The organism is Streptomyces sp. NPDC003248, from assembly GCF_055563235.1.
The window spans coordinates 58,888-82,262 of sequence record NZ_JBVHDT010000002.1; the positions used below are offsets into that span (position 1 = coordinate 58,888).

At 72.3% G+C, this 23,375-nt stretch carries 18 protein-coding genes, 2 tRNA genes and 1 other RNA gene; 8 read left to right on the plus strand and 13 right to left on the minus strand.

Annotated elements, in window-relative coordinates:
- Window positions 1-216: 216 nt before the first annotated feature.
- The 3 genes from ACZ3KJ_RS05580 (at window position 217) to ACZ3KJ_RS05590 (ending at window position 2,303) form a co-directional block, all read left to right on the plus strand.
- Complete coding sequence (locus ACZ3KJ_RS05580) at window positions 217-1,602, plus strand: sensor histidine kinase (RefSeq protein ID WP_467524881.1); 1,386 nt, start codon at window positions 217-219, stop codon at window positions 1,600-1,602.
- A complete protein-coding gene (locus ACZ3KJ_RS05585; RefSeq protein WP_467524882.1) occupies window positions 1,599-2,207 on the plus strand; it encodes a response regulator in 609 nt (202 codons plus the stop codon). Before ACZ3KJ_RS05580 ends, ACZ3KJ_RS05585 begins: the two co-directional genes overlap by 4 nt.
- Window positions 2,208-2,230: 23 nt before the next feature.
- A tRNA-Gly gene (locus ACZ3KJ_RS05590) sits at window positions 2,231-2,303 on the plus strand.
- A 169-nt stretch (window positions 2,304-2,472) separates the two neighbouring features.
- Here ACZ3KJ_RS05590 and ACZ3KJ_RS05595 read toward each other — a convergent pair.
- From ACZ3KJ_RS05595 to ffs, 6 genes are all read right to left on the minus strand, one after another.
- Entirely contained in the window at window positions 2,473-3,372 is a 900-nt protein-coding gene (locus ACZ3KJ_RS05595) for a phosphoribosylaminoimidazolesuccinocarboxamide synthase (RefSeq protein ID WP_467524883.1), read from the minus strand.
- Window positions 3,373-3,461: 89 nt separating this feature from the next.
- Entirely contained in the window at window positions 3,462-4,961 is a 1,500-nt protein-coding gene (locus tag ACZ3KJ_RS05600) for a N,N-dimethylformamidase beta subunit family domain-containing protein (protein WP_467524884.1), read from the minus strand.
- Window positions 4,962-5,316: 355 nt separating this feature from the next.
- Window positions 5,317-7,230 carry a M48 family metalloprotease gene (locus tag ACZ3KJ_RS05605; RefSeq protein ID WP_467525737.1) on the minus strand — a complete coding sequence of 638 codons (1,914 nt, stop codon included), beginning with the start codon at window positions 7,228-7,230 and terminating at the stop codon, window positions 5,317-5,319.
- A gap of 310 nt (window positions 7,231-7,540) precedes the next feature.
- Complete coding sequence (purD, locus tag ACZ3KJ_RS05610; protein WP_467524886.1) at window positions 7,541-8,806, minus strand: phosphoribosylamine--glycine ligase; 1,266 nt, start codon at window positions 8,804-8,806, stop codon at window positions 7,541-7,543.
- Window positions 8,807-9,288: 482 nt separating this feature from the next.
- Window positions 9,289-11,700, minus strand: coding sequence for a DNA polymerase III subunit gamma and tau (locus ACZ3KJ_RS05615; protein ID WP_467524888.1), 2,412 nt, complete (start codon window positions 11,698-11,700; stop codon window positions 9,289-9,291).
- A gap of 141 nt (window positions 11,701-11,841) precedes the next feature.
- An RNA gene (ffs, locus tag ACZ3KJ_RS05620) (signal recognition particle sRNA small type) lies at window positions 11,842-11,940 on the minus strand.
- A 72-nt stretch (window positions 11,941-12,012) separates the two neighbouring features.
- Between ffs and ACZ3KJ_RS05625 the strand changes: the two genes are divergently transcribed.
- A tRNA-Ser gene (locus tag ACZ3KJ_RS05625) sits at window positions 12,013-12,097 on the plus strand.
- Between the two features lie 93 nt (window positions 12,098-12,190).
- On the opposite strand, the gene ACZ3KJ_RS05630 is transcribed toward ACZ3KJ_RS05625, so the two are convergent.
- The 3 genes from ACZ3KJ_RS05630 to ACZ3KJ_RS05640 form a co-directional block, all read right to left on the minus strand.
- Window positions 12,191-13,426, minus strand: a complete 1,236-nt coding sequence (locus ACZ3KJ_RS05630) for a tyrosine-type recombinase/integrase (RefSeq protein ID WP_467524889.1) — start codon at window positions 13,424-13,426, stop codon at window positions 12,191-12,193.
- Between the two features lie 10 nt (window positions 13,427-13,436).
- The gene (locus ACZ3KJ_RS05635; protein WP_467524891.1) at window positions 13,437-13,733 is read right to left on the minus strand and encodes a helix-turn-helix domain-containing protein; all 297 of its coding nucleotides are present in this window, start codon (window positions 13,731-13,733) and stop codon (window positions 13,437-13,439) included.
- Window positions 13,734-13,858: 125 nt separating this feature from the next.
- Window positions 13,859-14,374 (minus strand): helix-turn-helix domain-containing protein, encoded by a 516-nt coding sequence (locus ACZ3KJ_RS05640; protein WP_467524892.1) that lies wholly within the window; start codon window positions 14,372-14,374, stop codon window positions 13,859-13,861.
- A 382-nt stretch (window positions 14,375-14,756) separates the two neighbouring features.
- Here ACZ3KJ_RS05640 and ACZ3KJ_RS05645 point away from each other — a divergent pair, with 382 nt between their 5' ends.
- From ACZ3KJ_RS05645 to ACZ3KJ_RS05660, 4 genes are all read left to right on the plus strand, one after another.
- Window positions 14,757-15,947, plus strand: coding sequence for a DUF3631 domain-containing protein (locus tag ACZ3KJ_RS05645; protein ID WP_467524893.1), 1,191 nt, complete (start codon window positions 14,757-14,759; stop codon window positions 15,945-15,947).
- Between the two features lie 417 nt (window positions 15,948-16,364).
- Window positions 16,365-17,306, plus strand: a complete 942-nt coding sequence (locus ACZ3KJ_RS05650; protein ID WP_467524895.1) for a DUF2637 domain-containing protein — start codon at window positions 16,365-16,367, stop codon at window positions 17,304-17,306.
- A 164-nt stretch (window positions 17,307-17,470) separates the two neighbouring features.
- Window positions 17,471-18,316: a plasmid mobilization relaxosome protein MobC gene (gene mobC / locus ACZ3KJ_RS05655; protein ID WP_467524896.1), complete on the plus strand. Its 846-nt coding sequence runs from the start codon at window positions 17,471-17,473 to the stop codon at window positions 18,314-18,316.
- On the plus strand, window positions 18,306-20,069 hold the full coding sequence (locus ACZ3KJ_RS05660; protein WP_467524898.1) for a relaxase/mobilization nuclease domain-containing protein: 1,764 nt from the start codon (window positions 18,306-18,308) through the stop codon (window positions 20,067-20,069). The genes mobC and ACZ3KJ_RS05660 overlap by 11 nt, the downstream gene beginning before the upstream one ends.
- A 160-nt stretch (window positions 20,070-20,229) precedes the next feature.
- Here ACZ3KJ_RS05660 and ACZ3KJ_RS05665 read toward each other — a convergent pair whose 3' ends face one another.
- The 4 genes from ACZ3KJ_RS05665 to ACZ3KJ_RS05680 form a co-directional block, all read right to left on the minus strand.
- A complete protein-coding gene (locus tag ACZ3KJ_RS05665; protein WP_467524900.1) occupies window positions 20,230-20,811 on the minus strand; it encodes an HAD domain-containing protein in 582 nt (193 codons plus the stop codon).
- 30 nt (window positions 20,812-20,841) lie between these two features.
- Window positions 20,842-21,534: a class I SAM-dependent methyltransferase gene (locus ACZ3KJ_RS05670; RefSeq protein ID WP_467524902.1), complete on the minus strand. Its 693-nt coding sequence runs from the start codon at window positions 21,532-21,534 to the stop codon at window positions 20,842-20,844.
- A gap of 1 nt (window position 21,535) precedes the next feature.
- Window positions 21,536-22,447, minus strand: coding sequence for a phosphotransferase family protein (locus tag ACZ3KJ_RS05675; protein ID WP_467524904.1), 912 nt, complete (start codon window positions 22,445-22,447; stop codon window positions 21,536-21,538).
- Window positions 22,448-22,529: 82 nt separating this feature from the next.
- Complete coding sequence (locus ACZ3KJ_RS05680) at window positions 22,530-23,279, minus strand: hypothetical protein (protein WP_467524906.1); 750 nt, start codon at window positions 23,277-23,279, stop codon at window positions 22,530-22,532.
- Between the last annotated feature and the right edge of the window lie 96 nt (window positions 23,280-23,375).

The following is a 23,375-nucleotide window of genomic DNA, read 5'->3' on the forward strand; positions in this document are numbered from 1 at the left end:
GGCCGGACGGCCAGACGGCAGGACGGCAGGGCCGGGGGTCCGGGGCACCGGGAGGGGACCGGGCGCGCCGGGGCCTCGGTCCTCCGGGGTGGTCTCGCGGGCGGCGGCCGGAGCGGTGCGACGGTGACGCTGCGGAGACCGCGGAGAACCACGGGGGGACGGCGGGGAACGGCGGGGAACGGCAGAGGACAGCGGAGAACGGGGGAGGTCGTGCCGGTGCGCGGGACGGGGGGCTGGTGGCGGCGGAAGAGCACGCCCGCGAAGGTGGAGACGTACACGCGGTGGTCGTACCTCGTCTTCCCCGCGATCGAGGTCGGGACCTTCGGTCCGCCGGTCCTCGGCGGGGTCGGCGCACCGGCGGGCGGCTGGCTGTTCGTCCTGTTGCTCGCCCACGCGGTGCTCGCCACGGTGACCGCCCTGCGGGCGCTGGACTGGGTACGCGGGCGCCGCGAGCAGCCGGTGCGCCTGATGTGCGCGCTGGCCGCCGTCACCGGCGCGCCGGCCCTGCTGGCGCTCGCCGTCACCGACGGGCGGGACGAGCACACGGACGCGGTCTCCGCACTCGGCGGGATATTCGTGGGGGTGCTCGTCTTCGGCGCCGGCACGATCGCGCTCGGCATCCGGCGGCGCAGCCGGGTGCTGTACCTGGTCGCCGGGTTCGGCGCGGGGGCCGCCGCCCTGGCGCCGGCGTTCGGCGCCGCCGGGACGGAGGTGCTGGCCACGTCGCTCGCGGTGCTCCTCGGTTCCGGCTTCCTCGCCTTCACGTCGGTCTTCTCCGTCTGGCTCCTCAACGCCGTCTACGAACTCGACGAGGCCCGCGAGACCCGCACCCGGCTCGCCGTCGCGGAGGAACGGCTGAGGTTCGGGCGGGACCTGCACGACGTGCTGGGGCGCAACCTGGCGGTCATCGCCCTGAAGAGCGAGCTGGCGGTCCAACTGGCCCGGCGGGACCGGCCGGAGGCGGTCGAGCAGATGATCGAGGTGCAGCGGATCGCGCAGGAGTCGCAGCGCGAGGTGCGCGACGTCGTACGGGGCTACCGGGAGGCCGATCTGGGCGTGGAACTCACCGGCGCGCACGGCGTGTTGACGGCCGCCGGGATCGAGTGCGAGGTGCGGGCCCCGGCCGGGGCGGCCGACCGGCTGCCCGCCGGGGTGCAGTCGGCGCTCGGGTGGGTGGTGCGGGAGGCGACCACGAACGTGCTGCGGCACGGGGACGCCACACGGTGTTCTGTGAGACTGCGGGTGACGGAGGGACATGTGGTGCTGACGGTGGAGAACGACGGGGTGGAGCCCGTCGGCGGTGGAGCGGGGTCCGTCGGCGGTGGCGCGGAGTCGGTCCGTGGTGGAGCGGGGTCCGTCGGCGGCGGCGCGGAGTCGGTCCGTGGTGGAGCGGGGTCCGTCGGCGGCGGCGCGGATTCCTCCGGGGGCGCGGGGGGTGCGGTGGGAGGCGGCCGGGGTGGGTCGGGGCTCGCCGGGCTGCGGGAGCGGCTCGCGGAGGTGGGCGGCACGCTGGAGGCCGGGTTCGCCGGCGCCGGGCGGTTCCGGGTGGTGGCCGAGGTGCCCCTGCGGGAGACGGCCGCGGTACGGGAGGTCACCGCGTGACCGTGCGGGTGCTGCTCGCCGACGACGAGCATCTGATCCGGGGCGCGCTGGCCGCGCTGCTCTCGCTGGAGGACGACCTGGTGATCGTCGCCGAGGCGGCCACCGGCCCGGAGGCGCTGGCCATGGCGCGGGCGCACGCGCCGGACGTGGCCGTCCTGGACCTCCAGATGCCCGGCGCGGACGGTGTGAAGGTCGCCACATCGCTGCGGGCGGAACTGCCCGCGTGCCAGACGCTGATCGTCACCAGCCACGGCCGGCCGGGGCATCTGAAGCGGGCGCTCGCGGCGGGTGTGCGCGGGTTCGTCCCGAAGACGGTGAGCGCGCAGCGGCTCGCCGAGATCATCCGGACCGTGCACGCCGGGAACCGGTACGTCGACCCCGAGTTGGCCGCCGACGCCATCGCCGCCGGGGACTCGCCGCTGACCTCGCGCGAGGCCGAGGTGCTGGAACTCGCCGCCGACGGGGCGCCCGTCGCGGAGATCGCCGAGCGGGCCGCGCTGTCGCCGGGAACCGTGCGGAACTACCTCTCGTCGGCCGTCTCCAAACTCGGGGCGGAGAACCGGCATGCGGCGGTGCGGCTCGCACGCGAGCGGGGTTGGGTATAGTTGCTCTCGCGCCACGGCGCAACGCGGACGTAGCTCAGTTGGTAGAGCGCAACCTTGCCAAGGTTGAGGTCGCGAGTTCGAGCCTCGTCGTCCGCTCGCGGAGAAAAGCCCCCCGGCTTCTGTCGGGGGGCTTTTTCGCGCCTTCGCACCTTCTCGCGGCCTCGTTCTTTCGCGCCTTCTTCGCGCTCTTCGGCGCCTGCTCCGTGGGGCGGGACGGGGAGGGGGCGAGGGCGTGACCCGGATCGGGGCCACGCCCTGGTCGGCCCTACGACCAGCTCGTGCCGGTGAGGCGTTCGTACGCCTCCACGTACTTCGCGCGCGTGGCGTCCACGATCTCCTGGGGCAGCTCCGGCGGCGGCTGCTCGCTCGCCCGGTCCCAGCCCGAGGCGGACGAGGTCAGCCAGTCGCGCACGAACTGCTTGTCGTACGACGGCTGCGCGCGGCCCGGCTGCCACTGGTCGGCCGGCCAGAAGCGGGAGGAGTCCGGGGTGAGGACCTCGTCGGCGATGACGAGGGTGTCTCCCTCGTGGCCGAACTCGAACTTGGTGTCGGCGAGGACGATGCCCCGGTCGCGGGCGATGGCGCGGGCCCGGCCGTAGACGGCGAGGGTCGCCTGGCGCAGCTGGGCGGCGGTGTCGGCGCCGACCTGGCGGGCGACCTCCTCGTAGGAGACGTTCTCGTCGTGCTCGCCGACCGCGGCCTTGGTGGCCGGGGTGAAGATCGGAGCGGGGAGTTCGCTGCCGTCGACCAGGCCCTCGGGCAGGGCCAGGCCGCACACCGTACGGGACTCCTTGTACTCGGCGAGGCCCGAGCCGGTGAGGTAGCCGCGGGCCACGCACTCCACCGGGACCATCCGCAGCGACTTGCAGACCAGGGTGCGGCCGGCCCAGTCGGCGGGGGCACCGGCCGGGAGCTCGGTGCTGAGGACGTGGTTGGGGACCAGGTCGGCCAGCTGGTCGAACCACCACAGGGAGAGCTGGGTGAGGATGCGGCCCTTGTCGGGGATCTCGGTCGGCAGCACCCAGTCGAAGGCGGACGTACGGTCGCTGGCGACCATCACGAGGTCGCCCGCCTCGTTGCGGTACAGCTCACGCACCTTGCCGGTGTGGAGGTGCACCAGGCCCGGCACCTGAAGGGGCTCGGGCTTTTCTACGAATCCGGACACGGTTCCTCCCCGTGGTTCTGTCCAATGACTTGATTCTCCCTTAGACCGGGATCGATCAGGACAGAGGGTCGGGTGGTCGGGGCGGGGGTTCAGTCGCGCTTGCAGATGCGGTCCAGGAGGTTCGCGGTGGCGCGCTGGACGCGGGGGTCCACATGGCCGGGGCGGTCCAGGGCCGGCGACCAGGCGAAGGTGCCGGAGGCGAAGACCAGGGCGCCCGAGCGGGCCCGGTACAGGGAGGTCTCCTGGTGGCGCAGGACGCCCGCCGTGTCGGTGTACGGCGAGTGGGCGAGGAGGGTGCGCTCCTCGTGGTCCGGGAGCGGGGTGCGGGGGAAGTAGCGGTCGGCCTCGCCGGCGACCAGGCCCTGGATCCCCTCGCCCTCGTGGGTGCCGGTCGCCTCCCACAGCCAGTGGCCGGCGTTGCGGACGATCAGCGGGCGGGGTTCCGGGACCCGGCCCGCGTACTGGATGCCGAGCAACTGCTGCTCGGCCCGGTCGATCTCGCGCCACAGGACGGAGCGGCCGGGGCCCTTGCGCTTGCGGCAGGTGAGCAGGCGGCCGGGGACACCCGACGGGGACGGGCCCAGCTCCACCTGCCAGTACAGGGTGTTGGCGGAGAGGAAGACCAGCGAGGTGCCGCTGTCGCGGGCGCGTTCCACGGTGCGGCGCATGGTCTGCGACCAGTACTCGTCGTGGCCCGGGAAGATCAGGCCGCGGTAGCGGGTGGCGTCGATGTGGCCGACGTGCAGGTCGCGGGCGTCGGCGTAGGCGAGGTCGTAGCCGTAGCGTTCGGCCCAGCGGATGACGTCGTAGGCGTGGCCGACGTGGAGCGGGAGGCCCGCGCCGGCGTAGGGGCGGTCGAAGGAGACGGTCGTGGCGGCGTCCGCCTCGCCCAGCAGGCGGCCCTGCTCGTCCCAGGCGTGGTAGAGGCTGGCGCCGGTGCGGCCGTCCTCCGGGTAGAGGTTGTACGCCTGCCAGGTGATGTCGGGGAGCAGCAGGAGCAGGTCGGCGGGGCGGCTGTCGCGGACGGTGAAGGGGATGTGGGAACGGTGGCCGTCGGCGGTGGTGAGGACGGCGACGTATGCCCCGATGTTCCAGTACGACGGGACCTGTAGCCGCCAGGAGAGCCACCAGTGGTGGCAGGAGACCGTGCGGTCGGCGGTCAGCGGCGGGGGCTGGACGATGCCGGACAGCCGCGGGCTGGTGGTGATCTTCGCCGCGCCGTCGCCGTCGTAGTGGCCGATGCGGTAGATGTCGACGGCGAATTCCTGGGGCGGGTCGACGGTGACGTGGAAGTCGAGGGCGTCACCGGGGGCGACCGCGCCGGTCGAGACGAAACCCTTGATCTGGCGGCGTACGTCGTCGGCGGAGCGCGGGCCGCCGGAGGCGCGGGGGGACGGGATGCGGGGAGCGGCGTCCCGGGCGTGGCCCGGGGCGGGGGCCGGGTCGACGTACCAGGGGACGACCTGGCCGGTGTCGTCGAAGTAGGTCTCGCTGCCGCGCAGCCAGGGGAGGGGGCCCTGTCCGAACGGGTCCGTCACGGCGTGCGCCAGCGCTCCCGACTCCCACCGACGGATGTGGTCCTGTCCCATGGTGCTCCCCTCCCTTTGGCCCCCGTGGTGGTCGTGGCAGGTGGTGGTCGTGGCAGGTGGTGGTGCGGCGGTCCGCCTTGGTGGCGGGGTGGCACGCCGTGGCGGCGGGGTGGTGGCCCGCGTGACGGCGTGGTGCCGGTGTCGGTGGCTGTTGCCCGATGGTTGACGCGGTTGTCCGTTTGTCCTATGTCGCGTGCCCATGCCATGGGCTCGTTCGGTCCCAGCACATCACATAACGCGCTCAGACAGTCACTATTCGGCGGGAATCGGCTGGAAGTGGAATGTACCGCTCCGTCAGTGGTCCCGGGCGGTGCGGGGTGGAGCCGCCGTGGCGCCCGGGTGGCGTCGGGCTGCGTCAGCCGAGGCGTACCGGCTTCTCCGGGCGTATCCCCAGCTCCACCAGCCAGCTGCGCAGCGGGGCCGCGTCGCCTTCCTCCACCAGGCTGAGCACGCGGGGGGCCAGATCGGTCACGCGTTCGCCGTCGACCAGCAGGGACGGGCCGTCCAGCCAGTCCAGGCCCGGGGTGGCCCCCACCGTGTCCATCGCGGCGCAGCAGACCATCGCGGTGACGTGGTCGGTGAGGAGCTCGCGGTCGGTGCGCGGGGGCTGGAGGGGGAAGAGCGGCAGCGTGCCGCCGTCCCAGAGGGCGGCCGGGTCGGGGCCCGGTCCGGGCGCGGGGAGTCCCAGGGCGGCCGCGGACGGCTCGGTGTCGGTCTCCTCCCGGGCCAGCTCGGCGCCGAGGCGGGCGGCGAGGGCTGCGCTGCGGGGGTTGGGGGCGGGCAGGCTCTCGTCGTCCTCGCCGGCCGCGGAGACGGCCGCGGAGACGGGCGCGGCGGCGGGTGCGGCGGCGGGCAGGGGGGTGCCGGGCGCGATGGCGGGCGTGGAGGTGGCGGGCGTGGCGGCGGACGCGGGGGTGCCGGGCGGGACAGCGGGCGCGGGGGTCGGGTGTGGGGCCGCGGTGTCCCCCGGGCCGGGGAGCGCGTGTTCCGCGCCCGTCAGGTGGTCCAGGACCCGGGCCAGCGTGGGGCCGTCGGAGGAAGCCCCCGTCAGCCGGTCGGGGACGCGGCGGACGCCCAGGGCGTCCAGGACGCGGTGCAGACGGGCCGCGTCGGTGCGCCACTTGCGGTCCACGACCTCGTCCGGATAGTCCTGCCAGCCCACCGGGGACCAGTCCGGACCGGGTTCCGCCGGGCCGCCGTGGAAGAGACGGGCGGCCAGCAGGGACGCGGCCTCGTCGACCGCGCCGGGCTCCTCCAGCAGGTCGCAGGCGGGACGCTCCCCGAGCCGGGAGGCGAAGCCCTCGGCGAGGCGGTCCCGCCGGGACAGTTCGGTCAGGGCGGCGACGACGCCCGCGTCCAACCGGGACGGCCACCGGCCCATCCGCCAGGCGGGCAGCGCCACCCGGGTGAGGAGCCGGTCCCAGCCCGCGTACGCCAGCCCCACCTGTTCCTGCGCGACGATCCGCAGGCCGTAGTCCACGGTCTGCGCGCGCTCGGCCGCCGCCGCGGCCACCCCCCGCTCCATCTCCGCCGCGTGGACCTGACAGCCGCGCAGCAGCAGCCGCGCGACCCGGCCGACGCCCGCGCAGACCAGGCGTACGCCGGGACAGCGGCCGCCGCGGTCCGAGGAGACGGCCACCGCGGCGTCCAGCCCCCGCACGAAGCGCCGGGCGGCCGCTATGTCGGGGTGCGCCGAGGGTCCCGTGCCGGCGACGACCGGGGCGAGGACGGCCCGCAGCTCGGCCACCCGCATCCACCACAGGAAGGGCGAGCCGATGACGAGGACGGGCGCGGTCGGTGTACGGCGGTGAAGGTTCCGGCCCGGCCCGGCTATCTCGTCCGGGTCGCGCGGCGCGGGCGGGCCGTGGGCCGGGTGGGTCCGGTCCTCCAGCCAGCTGTCGCAGTCCGGGGTGAGCGCTATGGCCGACGGCGCGGGGACGTCGAGCCGCTCGGCGAGGTCGCGCACCAGCCGGTACAGGTCGGGAGCCGCGCTCTCGGCGATCGCGACCGTGGGGCTGACGGCGGGGCGGGCCCGCGCGACGACCAGGGCGACGACACCGGCGGCGGTCAGCACGACGAGCGCGAGCGCGGACACGACCCCGCGGGCGACGTCCCAGCCGGGGCCCACCAGGTGCCCGGAGGAGGCACCGGCCAGCAGGATCGCGGCGGCCGCCGCCGGCAGCAGCGCCACCGCCAGCGCCCAGCCGCGGATGCGCAGTACGGCCAGCGCCCGGGCCCTGGCGGCCTGCGCGCCCGCTTCCCTTCCCATACCGGTCACGGCCGGACCTCACCCCCTCCCCTCGATCCCGGCTGTCCTGTCCGGCCCAGCCCGCTGCGTTTCGCTCACTCCCCCACTGTGGCACCCGCGACCGACATCGCAATGCCGATGGGCCAAGTGCCGGAGAGCTTGCGCCGCACCCTAGTTGGCCCTCCGGCCCCCGTCAGCCGGATACGGCAGCGCTCACTCGATGGAATGGCTTTGGGGAAAGGTGTATGACGGAGGGCAACGAAAAGGCCCCGGATTCCAGAGGTGTTCACCTGCTGGAACCGGGGCCCGAAAGTGCCTGCTGGCCGGCCTGTTACGCCTTCGCCGCCGCCTCCGCCGCGGCCTTCGCCGCGATGTCGGTGCGGTGCTGGGAGCCGTCGAGACCGATCCGCGCGACCGACCGGTACGCCCGCTCGCGGGCCTGGGTGAGGTCCTCGCCCGTGGCGGTGACGGACAGGACCCGGCCGCCCGCGCTCACCACGGCGTCGCCGTCGCGCCGCGTGCCGGCGTGCAGCACGTAGGCGTACGGGGCGTCCTCGGCGGCGACCTCGGCGAGGCCGGTGATCGGGTCACCGGTGCGCGGGGTGCCGGGGTAGTTGTGGGAGGCGACGACCACCGTGACGGCCGCCTCCTCGCTCCAGCGCAGCGGCGCGAGGTCGCCGAGGGTACCGGTGGCGGCGGCCATGAGGACGCCGGCGAGCGGGGTCTTCAGCCGGGCCAGGACGACCTGGGTCTCGGGGTCGCCGAACCGGGCGTTGAACTCGATCACCCGCACACCGCGGCTGGTGATCGCGAGGCCGGCGTAGAGCAGGCCGGAGAAGGGGGTGCCGCGGCGCCGCATCTCGTCGACGGTCGGCTGGAGCACGGTCCGCCTGACCTCGTCGACCAGCGCCGGGTCGGCCCAGGGCAGCGGGGAGTACGCGCCCATGCCGCCGGTGTTGGGGCCCTCGTCGCCGTCGAGCGCGCGCTTGAAGTCCTGGGCGGGCTGGAGCGGGACGACCGTGTCGCCGTCGGTGATCGCGAAGAGGGAGACCTCCGGGCCGTCGAGGAACTCCTCGATGACGACCCGCTCGCATCCCGCCGCGTGCGCCTTCGCGGCCTCGAGGTCGTCGGTCACCACGACGCCCTTGCCGGCGGCCAGGCCGTCGTCCTTGACGACGTACGGGGCGCCGAAGGCGTCGAGGGCCTCGGCCACCTCGTCGGGCGTGGTGCAGACGTAGGACCGGGCGGTCGGCACGCCGGCCGCGGCCATCACGTCCTTGGCGAACGCCTTGGAGCCCTCCAGCTGAGCGGCCTCCCCGGAGGGACCGAAGACCGGGATGCCCGCCGCGCGCACGGCGTCGGCGACCCCGGCGACGAGCGGGGCCTCGGGACCCACTACCACGAGGTCGGCGCCGAGCTCGGTGGCGAGCTCGGACACGGCCTTGCCGTCCAGGGCGTCGACCTGGTGCAGCTCGGCGACCTCGGCGATGCCGGCGTTGCCGGGGGCGCAGTGCAGCGCGGTGACGGCGGGGTCGAGGGACAGTGAGCGGCACAGGGCGTGTTCGCGGGCGCCGCTGCCGATGACGAGGACGTTCACGGGGCCAGCCTAACGGGCGTCGGGGGGAGCGGTTTGTGCGGGCTTCTGAAGGGAGCGGGGCGGATCCTTCGTAGGTTCCTCCGAGGGGAGGCGCGTCGGCGGCGCTCGGCGGGCGGGCGGTTGCTTGGCGCCGGTCCGCTGGCGCTCGGTGGGCGGGCGGTTCGGTGTCGCCGGTGCGCTGGCGCTCGGTGGGCGGGTGGTTCCCGTGCCACCGGCCCGCTGGCGCTCGGCGGGCGGGCGGTTCCCGTGCCGGCGGCCCGCTGGCGCTCGGCGTACGGCCGGTTCCGTGGCGCCGGCCGTGCCGTGGTGGCGTCCCGCTTCTCGGCCCTTCCGTTCCGTCCCTCCACGTGACGCCACGCTTGACGTCACGCCGGGCGGTCCGGTGCTGCCGTCCCGCCGGGTGCGTTGTCCGGGCGGGTGTGCCGTGAGGCCGGGGGCGCTGTCCCGGCGGATCGGGCTGCCCCGGCGGGTGTGCGGGCCCGCTACTCGTTCGTGAACTCCTCCACGACCGTCGCTCCCAGCTCCCGCACGATCAGTTCGTGGCCGGAGAGGGCGGACTCGTTGAGGTCGGGGTCGTCGTCCTCGGGGATGTCGTCCTCGAGGGCCACGGGCTCCGGGGCGGACGAGGGCTGCGGGCGGGGTGCCGCAGGGGCGGGGGCCGCCGGGGTCGCGGACCGGGCCGGGGCGGTGCTCAGGCCGGTGGACGCGGCCGGGGAGGCGGACTGGGGAGCGCCGCCGCCACCGCCGTAGCCACCCGATGAGCCGTAGCCGCCGGGCGTGCCCTGACCGCCGCCCGGGGCGCCGCCACCGCCGCCGAAGGCGGAGGGGCCGCCGGAGCCGGAGAAGCCGCCGGGACCACCGGGACCGGACGGGCCACCGGCACCGCCGTAGCCGCCGAGACCGCCGGCCGGAGAGGCAGGTCCTCCGTAGCCGCCTGAACCGCCTGAGCCGCCTGCGGTCTCGACGATCGCCTCGATCTTCCATTGGACGTTGAACTGCTCGCCCAGGGCCTGGCGCAGCACGTCCTCGCTGCCGCTGCTCGCGAAGTTGTCGCGGGCGCCCGCGCTGGCGAAGCCGAGCTGGAGTGTGGTGCCGTCGAAGCCGGTGATCTGGGCGTTCTGGCTGAGGAGGATCCAGGTGAAGCGGCGGCGGTTCTTGACCGCCTCCAGGATGTTCGGCCAGAGCGTGCGGGGGTCGAGGCCACCCGCCGGGGGCGTGTAGGCAGCGGGCGCGGGGCCGGCCGGGGTCGCGGTGGCCGGGGAGCCGGCGGGCGGGGCCGCGGGGGGCGCAGAAGGACGGACTCCACCGCCCGCGGGAGCGGCCGTGGGCCAGCCGCCGGGGCGGCGTCCGCCGCCTGCGGGAGCGGCCGTGGGCCAGGCACCCGGGGCGGGGGCCGAGGGGGCCGGAGCGGGAGCGGGTGCCGGGGCGGCGGCAGGGGCGGAAGGGGGAGCGGAGACGGGTGCGGGTGCGGGTGCGGGTGCGGCGGCCGGTGCCGCGGGCTGGGGCGCGGACGGAACGGGAGGCGGGGTGGTGGCCTGGGGCTGGGGCTGAGGCTGGGACTGCGGCTGGGACTGCGGCTGGGCTCCTGGACCGCGTACCGCCGCGCGGGCGGCCGCCGCGCCGCCACCCGGCGGGATCGGTGCGGCGGCGGGGACCCCGGCCGCTCCCCCGTGCCCCTCGGGACCGGGCACGTACCCCATGGCCGGCATCCCGGTGGCGCCGCTCGCGGAGAAGTTCACCCCGCGCTCGATGCGGTCGAGGCGGGCCATGACGGACCGCTCGTCGCCGTAGGCGGCGGGCAGCAGGACGCGCGCGCAGATCAGCTCGAGCTGGAGGCGGGGCGAGGTCGCCCCGCGCATCTCGGTGAGGCCCTCGTTGACGAGGTCGGCGGCGCGGCTGAGTTCGGCGGCGCCGAAGACGCCGGCCTGGGCCTGCATCCGCTCGATGACATCGGCGGGGGCGTCGATGAGGCCCTTCTCCGCCGCGTCCGGGACGGCGGCGAGGATCACCAGGTCCCGCAACCGCTCCAGGAGGTCGGTGACGAAGCGCCGTGGGTCGTTGCCGCCCTCGATGACACGGTCCACGACCTCGAAGGCGGCGGCCCCGTCGCCCGTGGCGAAGGCCTCGACGACGGAGTCGAGCAGCGAGCCGTCCGTGTACCCGAGCAGCGAGGTGGCCATGGCGTACGTCACACCGTCGGCGCCCGCGCCGGCGAGCAGCTGGTCCATGACGGACATGGAGTCACGCACGGACCCCGCGCCCGCGCGCACGACGAGCGGCAGCACCCCGTCCTCGACGGGGATGTCCTCCTTCTGGCACACCTCGCCGAGGTACTCCCGCAGGGTGCCCGGGGGGACCAGGCGGAAGGGGTAGTGGTGGGTCCGCGAACGGATCGTCCCGATGACCTTCTCGGGTTCGGTGGTGGCGAAGATGAACTTCAGGTGCTCCGGCGGCTCCTCGACGACCTTGAGCAGCGCGTTGAAGCCGGCCGACGTGACCATGTGGGCCTCGTCGATGATGTAGATCTTGTAGCGACTGCCCGCGGGCCCGAAGAAGGCCTTCTCCCGCAGGTCACGGGCGTCGTCCACACCGCCGTGCGAGGCGGCGTCGATCTCGATGACGTCGATGGACCCCGGTCCGTTCCGCGCTAGGTCCCGGCACGACTGGCACTCCCCGCAGGGAGTCGGCGTGGGCCCCTGCTCGCAGTTCAGGCACCGGGCCAGGATGCGCGCGCTGGTCGTCTTGCCACATCCGCGCGGCCCGCTGAACAGGTACGCGTGATTGACCCGGTTGTTCCGCAGCGCCTGCTGCAGCGGGTCGGTGACATGCTCCTGCCCGATGACCTCGGCGAAGGACTCCGGGCGGTAGCGGCGGTACAACGCGAGAGACGACACGCCTACGAGGTTATAGGCGCCCACCGACAACCGGACTCGCCCGAGCTCCATGGCCTCAGCACGGCTCGCCGGGGACACCACCCACCCAGTGGAAGCTCACAGCGGACGCGAAAGTCCGGGAGAACCTGGGACAACCCGGGGAAAGCAAGCGCCCCCCACGCACCCGCCAGAGCCGACCTACCCTTGCTGCCTTCCGGCCCTGGGGGAGTTCAGTCAGATAGCGCCGCGTGAGGGGCTGCGCCAAGGCTACCTGATGTCAGGGGCGGGGAACGAGTTCGCGAGCACTCCTCTCGGTCATGTAATGTTCCCACCGGAGGATTCGCCTAGAGGCCTAGGGCGCACGCTTGGAAAGCGTGTTGGGGGCAACCCCTCACGAGTTCGAATCTCGTATCCTCCGCCTTTGCCCACCAGGGCAAACGAAGGACCCGACCGCTGAGCGGTCGGGTCCTTCGTCGTTGGAGGGTTGCAGTTTGGGTTGCAGTTGCCGCGATCAGGCGGCAGGCGACTCGTCGCGCTCGTCCCAGAGGAGGCCGCCGATCTTGTCGGCGGTGTCCTTCAGCACCCGAGCCGTCAGGTGCTGGTACCGCCGGCGCATGCGGGCGGACTGGCCGGGCTCCCATCCCATGATCACGTCCACGACGGTGTCCGGAACCCCGAGGATGAGCAGCACGGTTCCTGCGGTGTGACGAGCGTCATGGAGTCGGCCGTCACGGATGCCTGCCGCCTTGAGCAGGGCCTTCCACTGATGGTGATCAGTGTTCGGGCTGAGCGGCTCGCCCGTGGGTGTGGTGAAGACGTAGCCCTTCTCCACCCAGAGGTCGGCGGCGGCCTGCCGCTCCCGCTCCTGCTCCGACCGGTGCCGCGCGAGCAGGTCGAGCAACGGCTTGGGAACCCCGATGGACCGCCGCCCCGCACGGGACTTGGTGTCCTTTGTCTCCCGCCGCGTGTTGATCTTCTGCGGGCAGTAGCCAGGCTTGCGTCCGCAGCGGTCGCCGCAGCCGTGCTGGTAGCGCGGCCGGAGTCGGCCACGGCGGACGATGAGCACGCCGAGGTCGAAATCGATGTCGGTCCACTTCAGGCCGAGCACCTCGCCCTGCCGCAGCCCGAGCGCCAAGGCGATGACCCACCGCGCCGCATGCCGCTGCCGGTTGGCCTCGTCCAGGAGCCGTTGCACCTCCTCGACGGTGTACGGCTCGACCTCCTCCTCTTCCAGGCGCGGGGCCTTGGCGATGGAGACCGGGTTCAGGGTGAGGTGGCGTCGCCGTACCGCCTCGTTGAGGGCGGCGCGTACGGTCCGGTGGACCTGGTGCGCGGTTCCGGCCGAGCTGCCGTTGTCCTGCATCCGCTTGTAGAAGCGCTCCAGGTGTTCGGGCTCCAGCTTCTCCAGCCTGTGTGCGCCGAGGCCGGGTATGAGGTGGTGGTAGACCGCCACGCGGTAGCCGTCGATGGTGTTCTCGGAGACGTGCAGCGCGGCGATGTTCTCGACCCAGTGGGTCAGCCATGCCGCGAGGGTCCAGGTCTGTCCGGCCTTGCGGACGTTGCCGGCGTCGCGCTGCTTCTCCAGGTCGCGAACGGCCTTGGTCGCGTCGGCACGGGTCTTGCGCTTGATGTGGCGGCGGTCGGGCTTGCCGTCGTCCTTGACGCCGACGGTGACGTAGCCGTGCCACTTCCCGTCCTTGCCGAGGTAGATCGAAGAAGCGCCGTTGGGCTGTCGGGACTTTGCCATGCCAGCCCCCTCAAGCCGCGAGGGCGACGGTCGACGCCGAAGCCTGCGTACGGGCGGCGAGGTAGCTGTCGAGCGCCTGAACGGGGACGCGACGAAGTCGGCCGATCTGGACGGACTGCACCTCACCGGAGGCGACGAGCGCGTACATCGTGGTGCGGCCCACACCGAGACGGCGGGCCGCCTCCTCCACCGTGAGGGCGACTCGCGTGGAGTCCTGCTGAGGCGCGGTGTGCTCCTGCACGGCGTCGAGAAGCTCCTGCTGAGTGACGCCGAGCAGGTCGGCGAAACGGGCAAGCAAAGAAGACATGAAGGGATGCCTTTCGGCGGTCGCGGGGCAACGCGACCGCTGGGGTGACTGCATGGGATGGGCGGTGAAATGGCCCGACGTCCGTCCCTCGGCGTTCGTAGCACCGAGGGGCGGCGGGCGGACGGCTATTCGGCCGAAGGGCCGGCGTCCTCGCGGAACGGGTCTCCGGGCGAGTTCGGAGCCGGGTACCAGACGAGTTCTGCCGACTGCTCCTGGGCGTCGACGCCAAGGCGTTCGGCGACCTCGTCGTATGTGCGCTCGGCCTCATCGAGCCGGGCCTTGGCAGCGTCAGCCAGATCCTGCGCGACTCTCCACTCCTGCTCGGCGGCCTGGATGGCGAAGGACGCTTCCTGGAGTTCGTAGTTCGGATCGTCGGGGCCAGCCACAGGCACGGTCATGAAGTGTTCTGCCGGAACGCTCAGCACCTTGGCCAGGCCGATCACCTCGTTGAAGGTGATGGAGCGGCTGCCGTTCTCGATCTTGGCGATCTGGGTCTGATGGAGCTTGAAGCCAAGCTGCCTCATGCGCTCGGCGACGTCCCCCTGGGACAGTCGCGCGGCCTTCCGGATGATCTTCAGATTGTGGGCCACCAACGCCTCACCCTCCGGCGGGCTCCAGCGCTGCGGCTTGGGGTCGTCCATCTTCAACCTCCCTCCCTATGGACGCGGACTCAGCCGATGACCCTTAAACCATAGCAGCATGGTCAGGCCAACCCGCAAGGGAATATCGATCAACGTGACCCATGCAACACGCCGCACTGAACAGGCACTATGCCTCTACGTTCTGAATGTTCCAACCGGCAGGAGGTTGACATGGCCCAGCAAGAGAGGGTATAAAATTCCATGGAAGCATCAGGATTCCAACCCCACGAGGGTTAGGGAGAGCGATTCTCGCCCGAGAGACACGAAACCCCCGGCGCTACGAACACCGGGGGTCGTTCGGAAACCTCGCTACCGCCCATCCCAGGACAGTCACCCCCGGCGGAACGGGTTGCCCCCCGCAGCCGCCGAGTAAGGATCTCCTTTGAACGAGAGTACAACCCCCAACACCCATGACGCAGCCATATCCCCGCTGCCCGCACCACCCAAAGCCCCGGCAACGGAAGGCTCGGCCCTGCTGGACGAGCTCAAGGCAGCGATCGCCAAGTTCGTGATCCTGCCCAGCGAAGAGGCCCTGGACGCGGTCGTGTTGTGGGTCGCGGCAACCCATCTGCAGACCTCGTGGCAGCATGCGCCGCGCCTGGCCGTGGTGGGGCCTGCGAAGCGCTGCGGCAAGTCCCGCCTGCTCGACGTGCTCACCGAGACCGTCCACAACCCGGTCATCACGGTGAACTCCACAGCGGCGGCAATCTTCCGCTCCATTACCGAGGAGCCGCCGACCCTGCTGGTCGACGAGGCCGACACCATCTTCGGCAGCCCCAAGCAGGCTGAGAAGAACGAGGATCTGCGCGGGCTGCTCAACGCCGGGCACCAGCGCGGCCGACCGGTCCTGCGTGTGGTGGGCAAGGAGCACGCTCCGCACCGCTTCGCCACCTTCGCCATGGCGGCCATCGCGGGTATCGGCGACCTCCCTGGCACGATCATGGACCGCTCCGTGGTCATCCGGATGCGCCGCCGAGCCGAAGGCGAGCGCGTGAGCCCCTACCGAACCAAGCGCGACAGCCGGATGCTGCACGAGCTGCGCACCCGGCTCGCCCGCTGGGCCAAGCCGCTTGCGGAGCGAGCCCTGCACCTGGAGCCGGACATGCCGGTCGCGGATCGCGCGGCCGATACCTGGGAGCCCCTGGTGATCGTCGCCGACCTCGCGGGCGGCACGTGGCCCGAGCGTGCCCGCGCCGCGTGCGCGCAGATGGTCGCGGCCGAGGTCGAGGCCGAGGAGGACAGCCCGAGCAACGCTCGCATCCTCGCCGACATCCGCCGCGCCTTCGTCGCCGCAGGAGAGCCGGAGAGCGTGTCGACGGACGCCCTCCTCTACGCGCTCAACAGCGACCCCGAGGCACCCTGGGCCGATTCGGCGCGCGGCGGACTCACACCACGCGCCTTGTCAGCGATGCTTCGCGAGTTCGGTATCAAGTCCGGCAACGTGCGTATGCCCGACCACACCCAGCGCAAGGGCTACGCGCGCGCCAAGTTCACGGACGCCTGGAAGCGCTACTGCCCCACCGTCCACCCCCTCGACGCCCCGAACGCGGCTCCCGGCACACAGCCGAGCTGACCCTGCCCTGCCGGCGCTGCCCCAGCCCGACCGGGCAGCGACCGGCAGAGCACCTCACCTCGACGGCCACGGCAGGCCGACCCCGGCCTGCGCCGTCTCGTGCCGTCCTTGCCGTCCCAGCCGCAAAACAGCAGGTCAAAGGCCATCTGTCCAAGACGGCACAGCGTCCCAAGACGGATATCAATGCGTCTTGGCACCGGAGGCCAGGTCGCTGGCCGCCCTCACGGTGACAGCTCGCCGGCTCAGGAATGCCCCCTGTCCGGTGAGCCCGCATGGCAGAAAGACGCGCGGCGCAGCGCGCGAAGACGCCACGGCAGAGCCCTGCCGCACCGGCCTGACCTGCAGCGTCAACGCCAAGACGGCCAAGACGGATCCCACAGACACCACCCACGCCCCCATATGCGAGGCCCCCACACCATGCCCGACTCCGCCATACCCACCGCTCCGACAGTCCGCCACCGCGCGACCTCGTGGGACCGACTGGCCATCGTCCTGCTCGGCGTCGCCGGATGCGCCCTGTCGTTCGACGCGCTGCGGCAGATGGCCACCGCCGTCCACGTCCGCCACCAGCTCACCTACCTCTTCCCCGTCGTCATCGACGGGTTCATCGCCTACGGCGTACGCGCGCTGCTCGTCCTGCGAGAGGCTCCGCGACCGGCGCGCCTCTACGCGTGGACGCTGTTCATCGCGGCCACCTGCGCGAGCATCTGGGCCAACGGCCTGCACGCCCTGGACCTCAACCAGCCGGGCTCCGAAACCCTCCACCTGGATGACGTCACCGTCGCCGTGCTGTCCGCCATTGCCCCGCTCGCCCTCGCCGGCGCCACCCACCTCCACATCCTCATCACCCGCTACGGCACCACGCCGGCATCCACCACCGCGCCCCCGTCCGGAACTCCGGTACCGGTTCCGGACGGTACGCAACCGGTGCCCCCGAACCCCGTAGAGGTTCCGGACGCCGACCCCGCACCGCTGACCTCAGCGGACAACCCACGCGAGGAGAGCCTCGCCGTCAGCCCACCGGACGAGGACGTCGAAACCTCAGAAGCCGGAAGCGTGGTCCAGGCCGTACCCGGTGGCGCAGATGATCCGGACGATGCAGAGGAGGCATCCGGACAGGAGCCGGAGGAGGGTGCAGTTCTTCAGCCCGTCCCCAAAGGAGGACGGCCCCCTCTGGCGTCCATCACCCAGCTCGCCGACGTCATCAGCGCTGCATACCCCGACGGCTCCGGGCTGACCCGCGACAGCGCCCGAGAGGCGGTCGAGAACGCCGGACTCGGGGCCGCAACCGGCCGCTTGGCCGAAGCCATTGCCCTGGCCCGCCAGCGCACGCAGGCACTCCCGCATCCCACCGGCTGAGACGCCTCACAAAGGGCCACCGCCCAGAGCCGAACTGGCTCCGGGCGGCGCCCTCCTTCCCTGCGTCTACCCGAGAAGCCCGGCCCGGCCAAACCGCCTTACCTGCCCACATTGACCTCCCGAGCAGCACCCCGCCCGATCCCGCACTGGAGCACCCACCGCTCATGAGCCCCAACCCCTTCTCCCGGAAAGCCCGCCGCACGCGCCCCGGAAACCGCCAGCAGACTGCGGCCACGCACCGCGACGACACATCGGACAGCACCCCAAGCAACAGCGGAGCGAGCTGGGGCGAAGTCCACATCGCCGGTGGCGATGCGGACTTCGCGCTCGGATCCACCCCGAGGGCGGCGGACGAAGCCCGTGCCCAGCGGGGCACGGACCACGGGAGGGTGGAGGCCGAGCGCGACCTCCACCCGGACCAGCCCACCGTCGACCGCGCCGATCCGATCGAGCCCGCCGACGCTGTCGCGCGCTTCGCACCGACCGTCACCGCCGACGCGTTCGTGCACCGCGGCATCGCCGCGTACGACGTCCCCGCCCCCGCAGATGACGACACATCGCCCGGCTCCGCACGTCGCCGGCGGCTGAGCGAAGTGCTGTACCGGCCGCGATCCGGGATCAAGCGCACTGTGCAACTGACGTGCTCGGCCGAAACGGCGGAGCGCGACTTCATCGACCGCGCCGCACAGGAGGCGAAGCGCTCCCGCTCGGCCTACCTAATGGACGCGGCACTGACGTTCGCCCACGCCTACCTGCCCGACCAGCGTCCCGCCGCCGTCCCCGCGCTGCCCTCGCCGCAGGCGACCCAGGAGCTGATGGTCCTGTTCGGCAGGCTGCTGCGGGAGTTCCACCGGATCGGCTCGAACCTCAACCAGATCGTCCGCGCGATCCACAGCGGTGACCTGCCCGACCGGGCCGAACAGGTACTCGACGAACTGCACCAGGCCGCGCGGCTGGCGCGTCGCGCGCTGGACCAGGTCCTGGAGGGTGGTGGTCACCGTGGTGCCTGACGTCTCCACCGGGGACCGCACACGCGGCCTCCTCTCCTACCTCTTCGGACCGGGCCGCCGCAACGAGCACACCGACCCGCACATCGTCGCCGCCTTCGCCATGCCCGGTATCACCGATCCCGGACGCGTCCCCCTCGAAGAGCACCAGGCCGCGCTCTCCGAGCTCGCGCAGTACCTCGACCAGCCGGTCGAACTGCGCCGACAGCGCACCGGGAAGAAGGTGCCGCAGCACGTATGGCACTGCCCTGTCCGCACAGCCCCTGGTGACCGCTACCTCACCGACGCCGAATGGGCCGAGGTCGCCCGCCGCGTCGTCCACGCCACCGGCATCGCCCCGCACGGCGATGATGCGAGCTGCCGGTGGATCGCGGTGCGGCACGCCGAGGACCACATCCACATCCTGGCCACCAGCGTGCGCGAGGACGGCCGCCGCCCCCGCAACAAGCGCGACGGCCAGCGCGCCCAGGCCGAGTGCCGCAAGATCGAGATCGAACTCGGGCTTCGGCGCCTGAAGTCCGGCGACGGCACCGCCCCGAAGACACCCACCGGGGCCGAGGTGGCCAAGGCCGAGCGCCAGGGCCAGAAGACGACCACGCGGCAATGGCTGCGCGAGCACGCATACGCCGCAGCAGCAGCCGCGCGCGATGAACACGAGTACTTCGCCGTACTCACCGCCCTGGGCATCAAGGTCCAGACACGGATCGGCCCGGAGACCGGTGAGACCACCGGCTACAGCCTCGCCGCCCCCGGCGACACCGACGCCAACGACGAGCCGATCTACTACGCCGGCTCCACCCTCGCCCCCGACCTGTCCCTCAACCGCCTGCGTGAACGCTTCATCCCAGCCCCCGCCGACACCACGGTCAGGGCATCGGTCCGCGTGAACGGCCGGAGCACGAAGGCCGACGCATGGAGGCGCGCGGAGACCGAACTGCGCACCACCCATACCTTCCTGCTCGGACCGGAAGACGGACATGACCAAGAGGCGTTCGACAGGCAGGTACAGGCCCAGGCGGCAGCGTTCGCCGAACTGCTCCACAACACCGCCGCCACCGCCCCGAAGGGAGCCCGAGCCGAACTGCATGCCGCAGCAGCCGCGTTCGACCGCGCGAACCGCTCAGCGATCCACGCCGAACACCAGAGCGCATACGCTCTACGGCAGGCAGGCAAGGAACTGATGCGCGCCGTCGGCGGCGAGGACGGCTCCGCCGTGGTAGCCCTGCTGGCCACCGCGGTCTACATACTGATCGCCCTGGACCACTGGCACCAACGGCACGGCCACGAACAGCAGGCCGCCGCCGCCCAGCAGTCCCTCACACACCTGCAAGCCGCCTACCAGCACACCGCCCGCCCCGTACTCGCACGCCTCAGCGAACGAGCCCCCGGACCCGACGAGACCCGACGCCTCGCAGCAGTTGTCCAAGCGGCCGTACCCGACCACGCCGGGCGAATCCTCGCTGACCCGGCCTGGCCCGCCCTCGCCACGGCCCTGGCCCAAGCCGAATCAGCAGGCATCCCACCCCGGCAGGCGCTCGCAGCTGCGGCTGGGCGACGCGAACTGGACAGCGCCGACCGGCCCGCCGAAGTCCTCGTCTGGCGACTCCGCAACAGCACCGCCGACCAGACAAACGCTCGTACTCGCGCGGCCACCACCCGCACCCGCCAATCGACTGCCATCAACACCAGTCCCAGGCCCACCCCCACACCAGCCACCATCCAGCAGCTCGACGACACCATGCGCCGCAAGCGTTAGCGCAAACGCCGACGCCGAGCCATGTCCGCACTCGCCAGGCCCCGGGCCGCGGACCGATGATCTCCGCCAAAGCCCGTTCAGAGACTGAACAAACAGCCCCTTCCGAAAAGGAACAACAGCCGGGTCCAGTGTCCACTCAGGAAACACGGGTCGTGTCCACTCAGGAGACACGGCCCGCGTTTCCTGAAAAGGCCCCCGCATCAGCCCGCGCGACGGGCAACAGGGCGGCACAAGCCAGGACCTCGACCAGGTGCTCGGCCAGGAGCCCGACGTGCGGGTCCGGCTGGATTAGGGCGGTGACATGGCCACGGGCGGTGCGCTCCCTGGCCCACTCGTGGTCGAGGTTGGTGAAGTCGTCGTCGATCCAGATGGCGGGCGCGTCGCCGAGCCAGTCGTCGACGTGGTCGCGTTTCCACAGGTAGCCGTTGGGGTGGCTGGTCGTGATCTGCGGGCGCGGGAGGTCGACGTGCGGCAGGGGCGGGAGGCCGAGCAGCGGGCCGATGAGCGTGGTCGCGTCCTGGCGCCAACTGGTGCACCAGACAGGGGTAACCAGGCCGGTCCGGATCACGTGCATGAGCAGGGGGCCGTGCGTGGGGTTGAGCCAGATGGTGACCGGGTTGTCGGCGGTCCGGCCGGCGGGTACGACGTCGTGGCGGGCGTGGGTGGCGGGGCCGGCTCCTTCCGAGTCCGGGAAGGGGATGAGGACGCCGTCGACGTCGAGGAGCAGGTAGGGCGGGCGCATCGGGTTCTCCCAGGGGGCCGGGGGCTGGGGTCAGAGCTTGCGCGCGGTGATCAGCAGGGTGGTGGGCCAGAGGCCGTGGCGGGCGTCGTTGAATTCCTGGGCTGCGGCGAGCCAGAGGCGCGCTCGTCCGAGGTGCTTCTCCCAGCGTTCCGCGTCGAACTCCCAGCGGGCGATGGGCAGGCGCGTGCGGTCGGGGAGGGTGACGTAGTCCCGGCTGGGCCGGTCGTCGGTGGAAGGGCGCCTGCCGCCTCGCTGAGGGTGGGGGACGGAGAAGGCGAGAGTGCACCCGGGTTTGAGGTGCTGGGCGATGGCCGGGAGCAGAAGCTCAGGGGCGACGAGGCCGATCGCTCCGAAGACGGAGTAGATCGCGTCGAAGTGCTCGTCGGAGGCTTGCAGGTAGTGCAGGGCGTGGCCGGCGACGAAGGTCAGGTTGTTCAGTCGGCCGTAGTGGGAGCGGGCGCGGCGGACCTGAAGGCCGACGAGGTCCACGCCGGTGACGTGGGCGCCGTAGCGGGTGGCGAGGTGGGCGGCGTTGTGGCCGGGGCCGCAGCCGAGTTCCAGCAGTCGCTTGCGGCGCAGATCCGGTCCGAGGATTTCGGCGCCGGGTCCTCTGCCGGGCCGTGTGGTCCATTCCATCCGCGCGGGGACGGACAGGGGCTCGGCGGGGGTGGCCGTGGTGCGCTGGAGGGCGTGGACGTACCAGGGGGACGCCTGGGCGAGCACGTCAGACCTCCAGGAGGTGGAGGACGTCGGTGAGGTGTCGGCGTACGGCCTTGATGTAGGCGGGGTCGGTGGCCGGGTCGTTGATCCAGCGGGTGGACTGCTCCATGAACCACTCGACGGCCCAGACGCGGTGCCAGCCCAGCGCCCACTTCTCCGCCGGAAGCCCGCCCCGCTCGGCGAGGGCGTCGGGGGTGCCGCCCTCGGTGACGTACGTCTCCAGGAAGACGCGCAGACGTACGGGGTCGGGGGCGTCGAGGGTGCCGTGCCAGCTGGCGAGGTCGAGCAGGCCGGGGCCGGTGAAGGCACGGGCGAAGTCCAGCAGGCGCCAGCCGCGTCGGCCGATGTGGAGGCTGGTGGGGTGGAACTCGGAGTGCACCCAGCCGAACGGGCCGGCCGTGGCGCCGGCCGAGCGTGCTTCGGCGGCTTCGGTGATGCGGTCGAGAGCGTCCTCGATGTCGTGGGTGTCCTCCCACCGGTCGGCTTTGCGCAGGTGGCCGAGGTGTTCCAAGGCTCGCGCCGGGAGGCCGCGCAGACCTTCCTGATCGAGGACGGGCAGGGCGGCGGCCGTGCGGGTGCGGTGCAGAACCACGGCTGCGGCGGCGCCGTCGAGGTCGTCGGCTTCGCGGATGGGAGCGCCGAGGTCTTCCAGCAGCATCCCGAGCCAGCCGTCCAGGACTGCCGAGGCGTGAACGGAAGGTACGGGGACGCCGAGCGTTTTTGCCAGCCGGAGTGCCTGGTCCTCCTTGTCGAAGGGCCTCATGGCGTACTTGAAGATTGCGGTGCTGCCGTCGGTGAAGGTCAGGCGCTCGACACCGGACATGGACCAGACGCGCACCTGTTCACTCGATGCGCAGGTCTGGTTGGCGAGAGTCAGCAGGTTGTCCAGGAGCTCGGCGTTGAGGGTCGCGTCCATGAAGGGCTCTCCAGTGCGGTGGTGGCGTCCGGGGCGGGCGAGAAGTGCCTGCCCGCCCCGGAGCCTGGTGTGTGTCGTACTGCTACGCGGCAGGGCTGACGCGGTGGGCGTAGACCTGCTCGATCCAGCCGGCCTTGAAGGCCGTGAGGTCGTCGCGGAAGACGGTCATCGAGGCACCGTAGGGGGCGACTACGCCGCCGGCCTGGTCCGGCACGGACTGGCAGCCGTGCACGAGCCTGCCGCCCAGGGCGGCGTGAGCCTTGATGGACTCGATGCGCCGGTGCTCGTTGAACCAGCCGCCGTGGTAGATCTCGTCGAGCATCCCGCCCATCTCGTCATCCAGGTCGAAGACGACCGAGGTGGCAGCGGGGAAGAACCAGTACGGGCCGACGTTGGAGATGTGCCCGTCCAGCTCCACCTTGTTGAGTGCCATCAGGGTGGCCGCCTCGCGCAGCATTCGCAGGTGCTCGGCGGTGATCTGCGGCAGACCGAGGCCGGCGAGGTGCTCGTCGCGGAACAGATACGCGTACACCTCGTAGGCGGTGGCCAGCACGCGGGCGGCGTCCGAGGTGGACTCGGCGTGGGCCTTGATGAAGTCCAACGCGAGCTGCGCGACCGCGCTCTCGGTGGTCTCCTCTACGTCCAGGAGCTGGGACTTGACCAGCTCCCAGTCGGCGACGAGCCATGTGTTGGACTCGAAGCGGAAGAAGTACTCGGCCGGGTCGATCGTGATGCGCCGGCCGTCGACCTGGATGCCCGGCAGTCGGCTCCAGCGCTCGTCGAACGCGTGGGGCAGCTGGGCCGTGATGGTCGTGGTGTCGATGGTGGTCACCGTGTCTCCGTCTCTGATCGGCCGGGTTCGGGCACAGGCATGCCTGAACCCGGAGAGGGCGTACGGAACTTCGGGGAGCTGCCCGGCCGAAGGGGG

Excerpts from the sequence above, each read along its gene's own strand:
- ACZ3KJ_RS05600 (WP_467524884.1), bottom strand. The coding sequence starts at position 4,961 with ATGGGACAGGACCACATCCGTCGGTGGGAGTCGGGAGCGCTGGCGCAC.
- ACZ3KJ_RS05605 (WP_467525737.1), bottom strand. The coding sequence starts at position 7,230 with ATGGGAAGGGAAGCGGGCGCGCAGGCCGCCAGGGCCCGGGCGCTGGCC.
- ACZ3KJ_RS05630 (WP_467524889.1), bottom strand. The coding sequence starts at position 13,426 with ATGGCAAAGTCCCGACAGCCCAACGGCGCTTCTTCGATCTACCTCGGC.
- ACZ3KJ_RS05635 (WP_467524891.1), bottom strand. The coding sequence starts at position 13,733 with ATGTCTTCTTTGCTTGCCCGTTTCGCCGACCTGCTCGGCGTCACTCAG.
- ACZ3KJ_RS05640 (WP_467524892.1), bottom strand. The coding sequence starts at position 14,374 with ATGGACGACCCCAAGCCGCAGCGCTGGAGCCCGCCGGAGGGTGAGGCG.
- ACZ3KJ_RS05650 (WP_467524895.1), top strand. The coding sequence starts at position 16,365 with ATGCCCGACTCCGCCATACCCACCGCTCCGACAGTCCGCCACCGCGCG.
- mobC (WP_467524896.1), top strand. The coding sequence starts at position 17,471 with ATGAGCCCCAACCCCTTCTCCCGGAAAGCCCGCCGCACGCGCCCCGGA.
- ACZ3KJ_RS05665 (WP_467524900.1), bottom strand. The coding sequence starts at position 20,811 with ATGCGCCCGCCCTACCTGCTCCTCGACGTCGACGGCGTCCTCATCCCC.
- ACZ3KJ_RS05675 (WP_467524904.1), bottom strand. The coding sequence starts at position 22,447 with ATGGACGCGACCCTCAACGCCGAGCTCCTGGACAACCTGCTGACTCTC.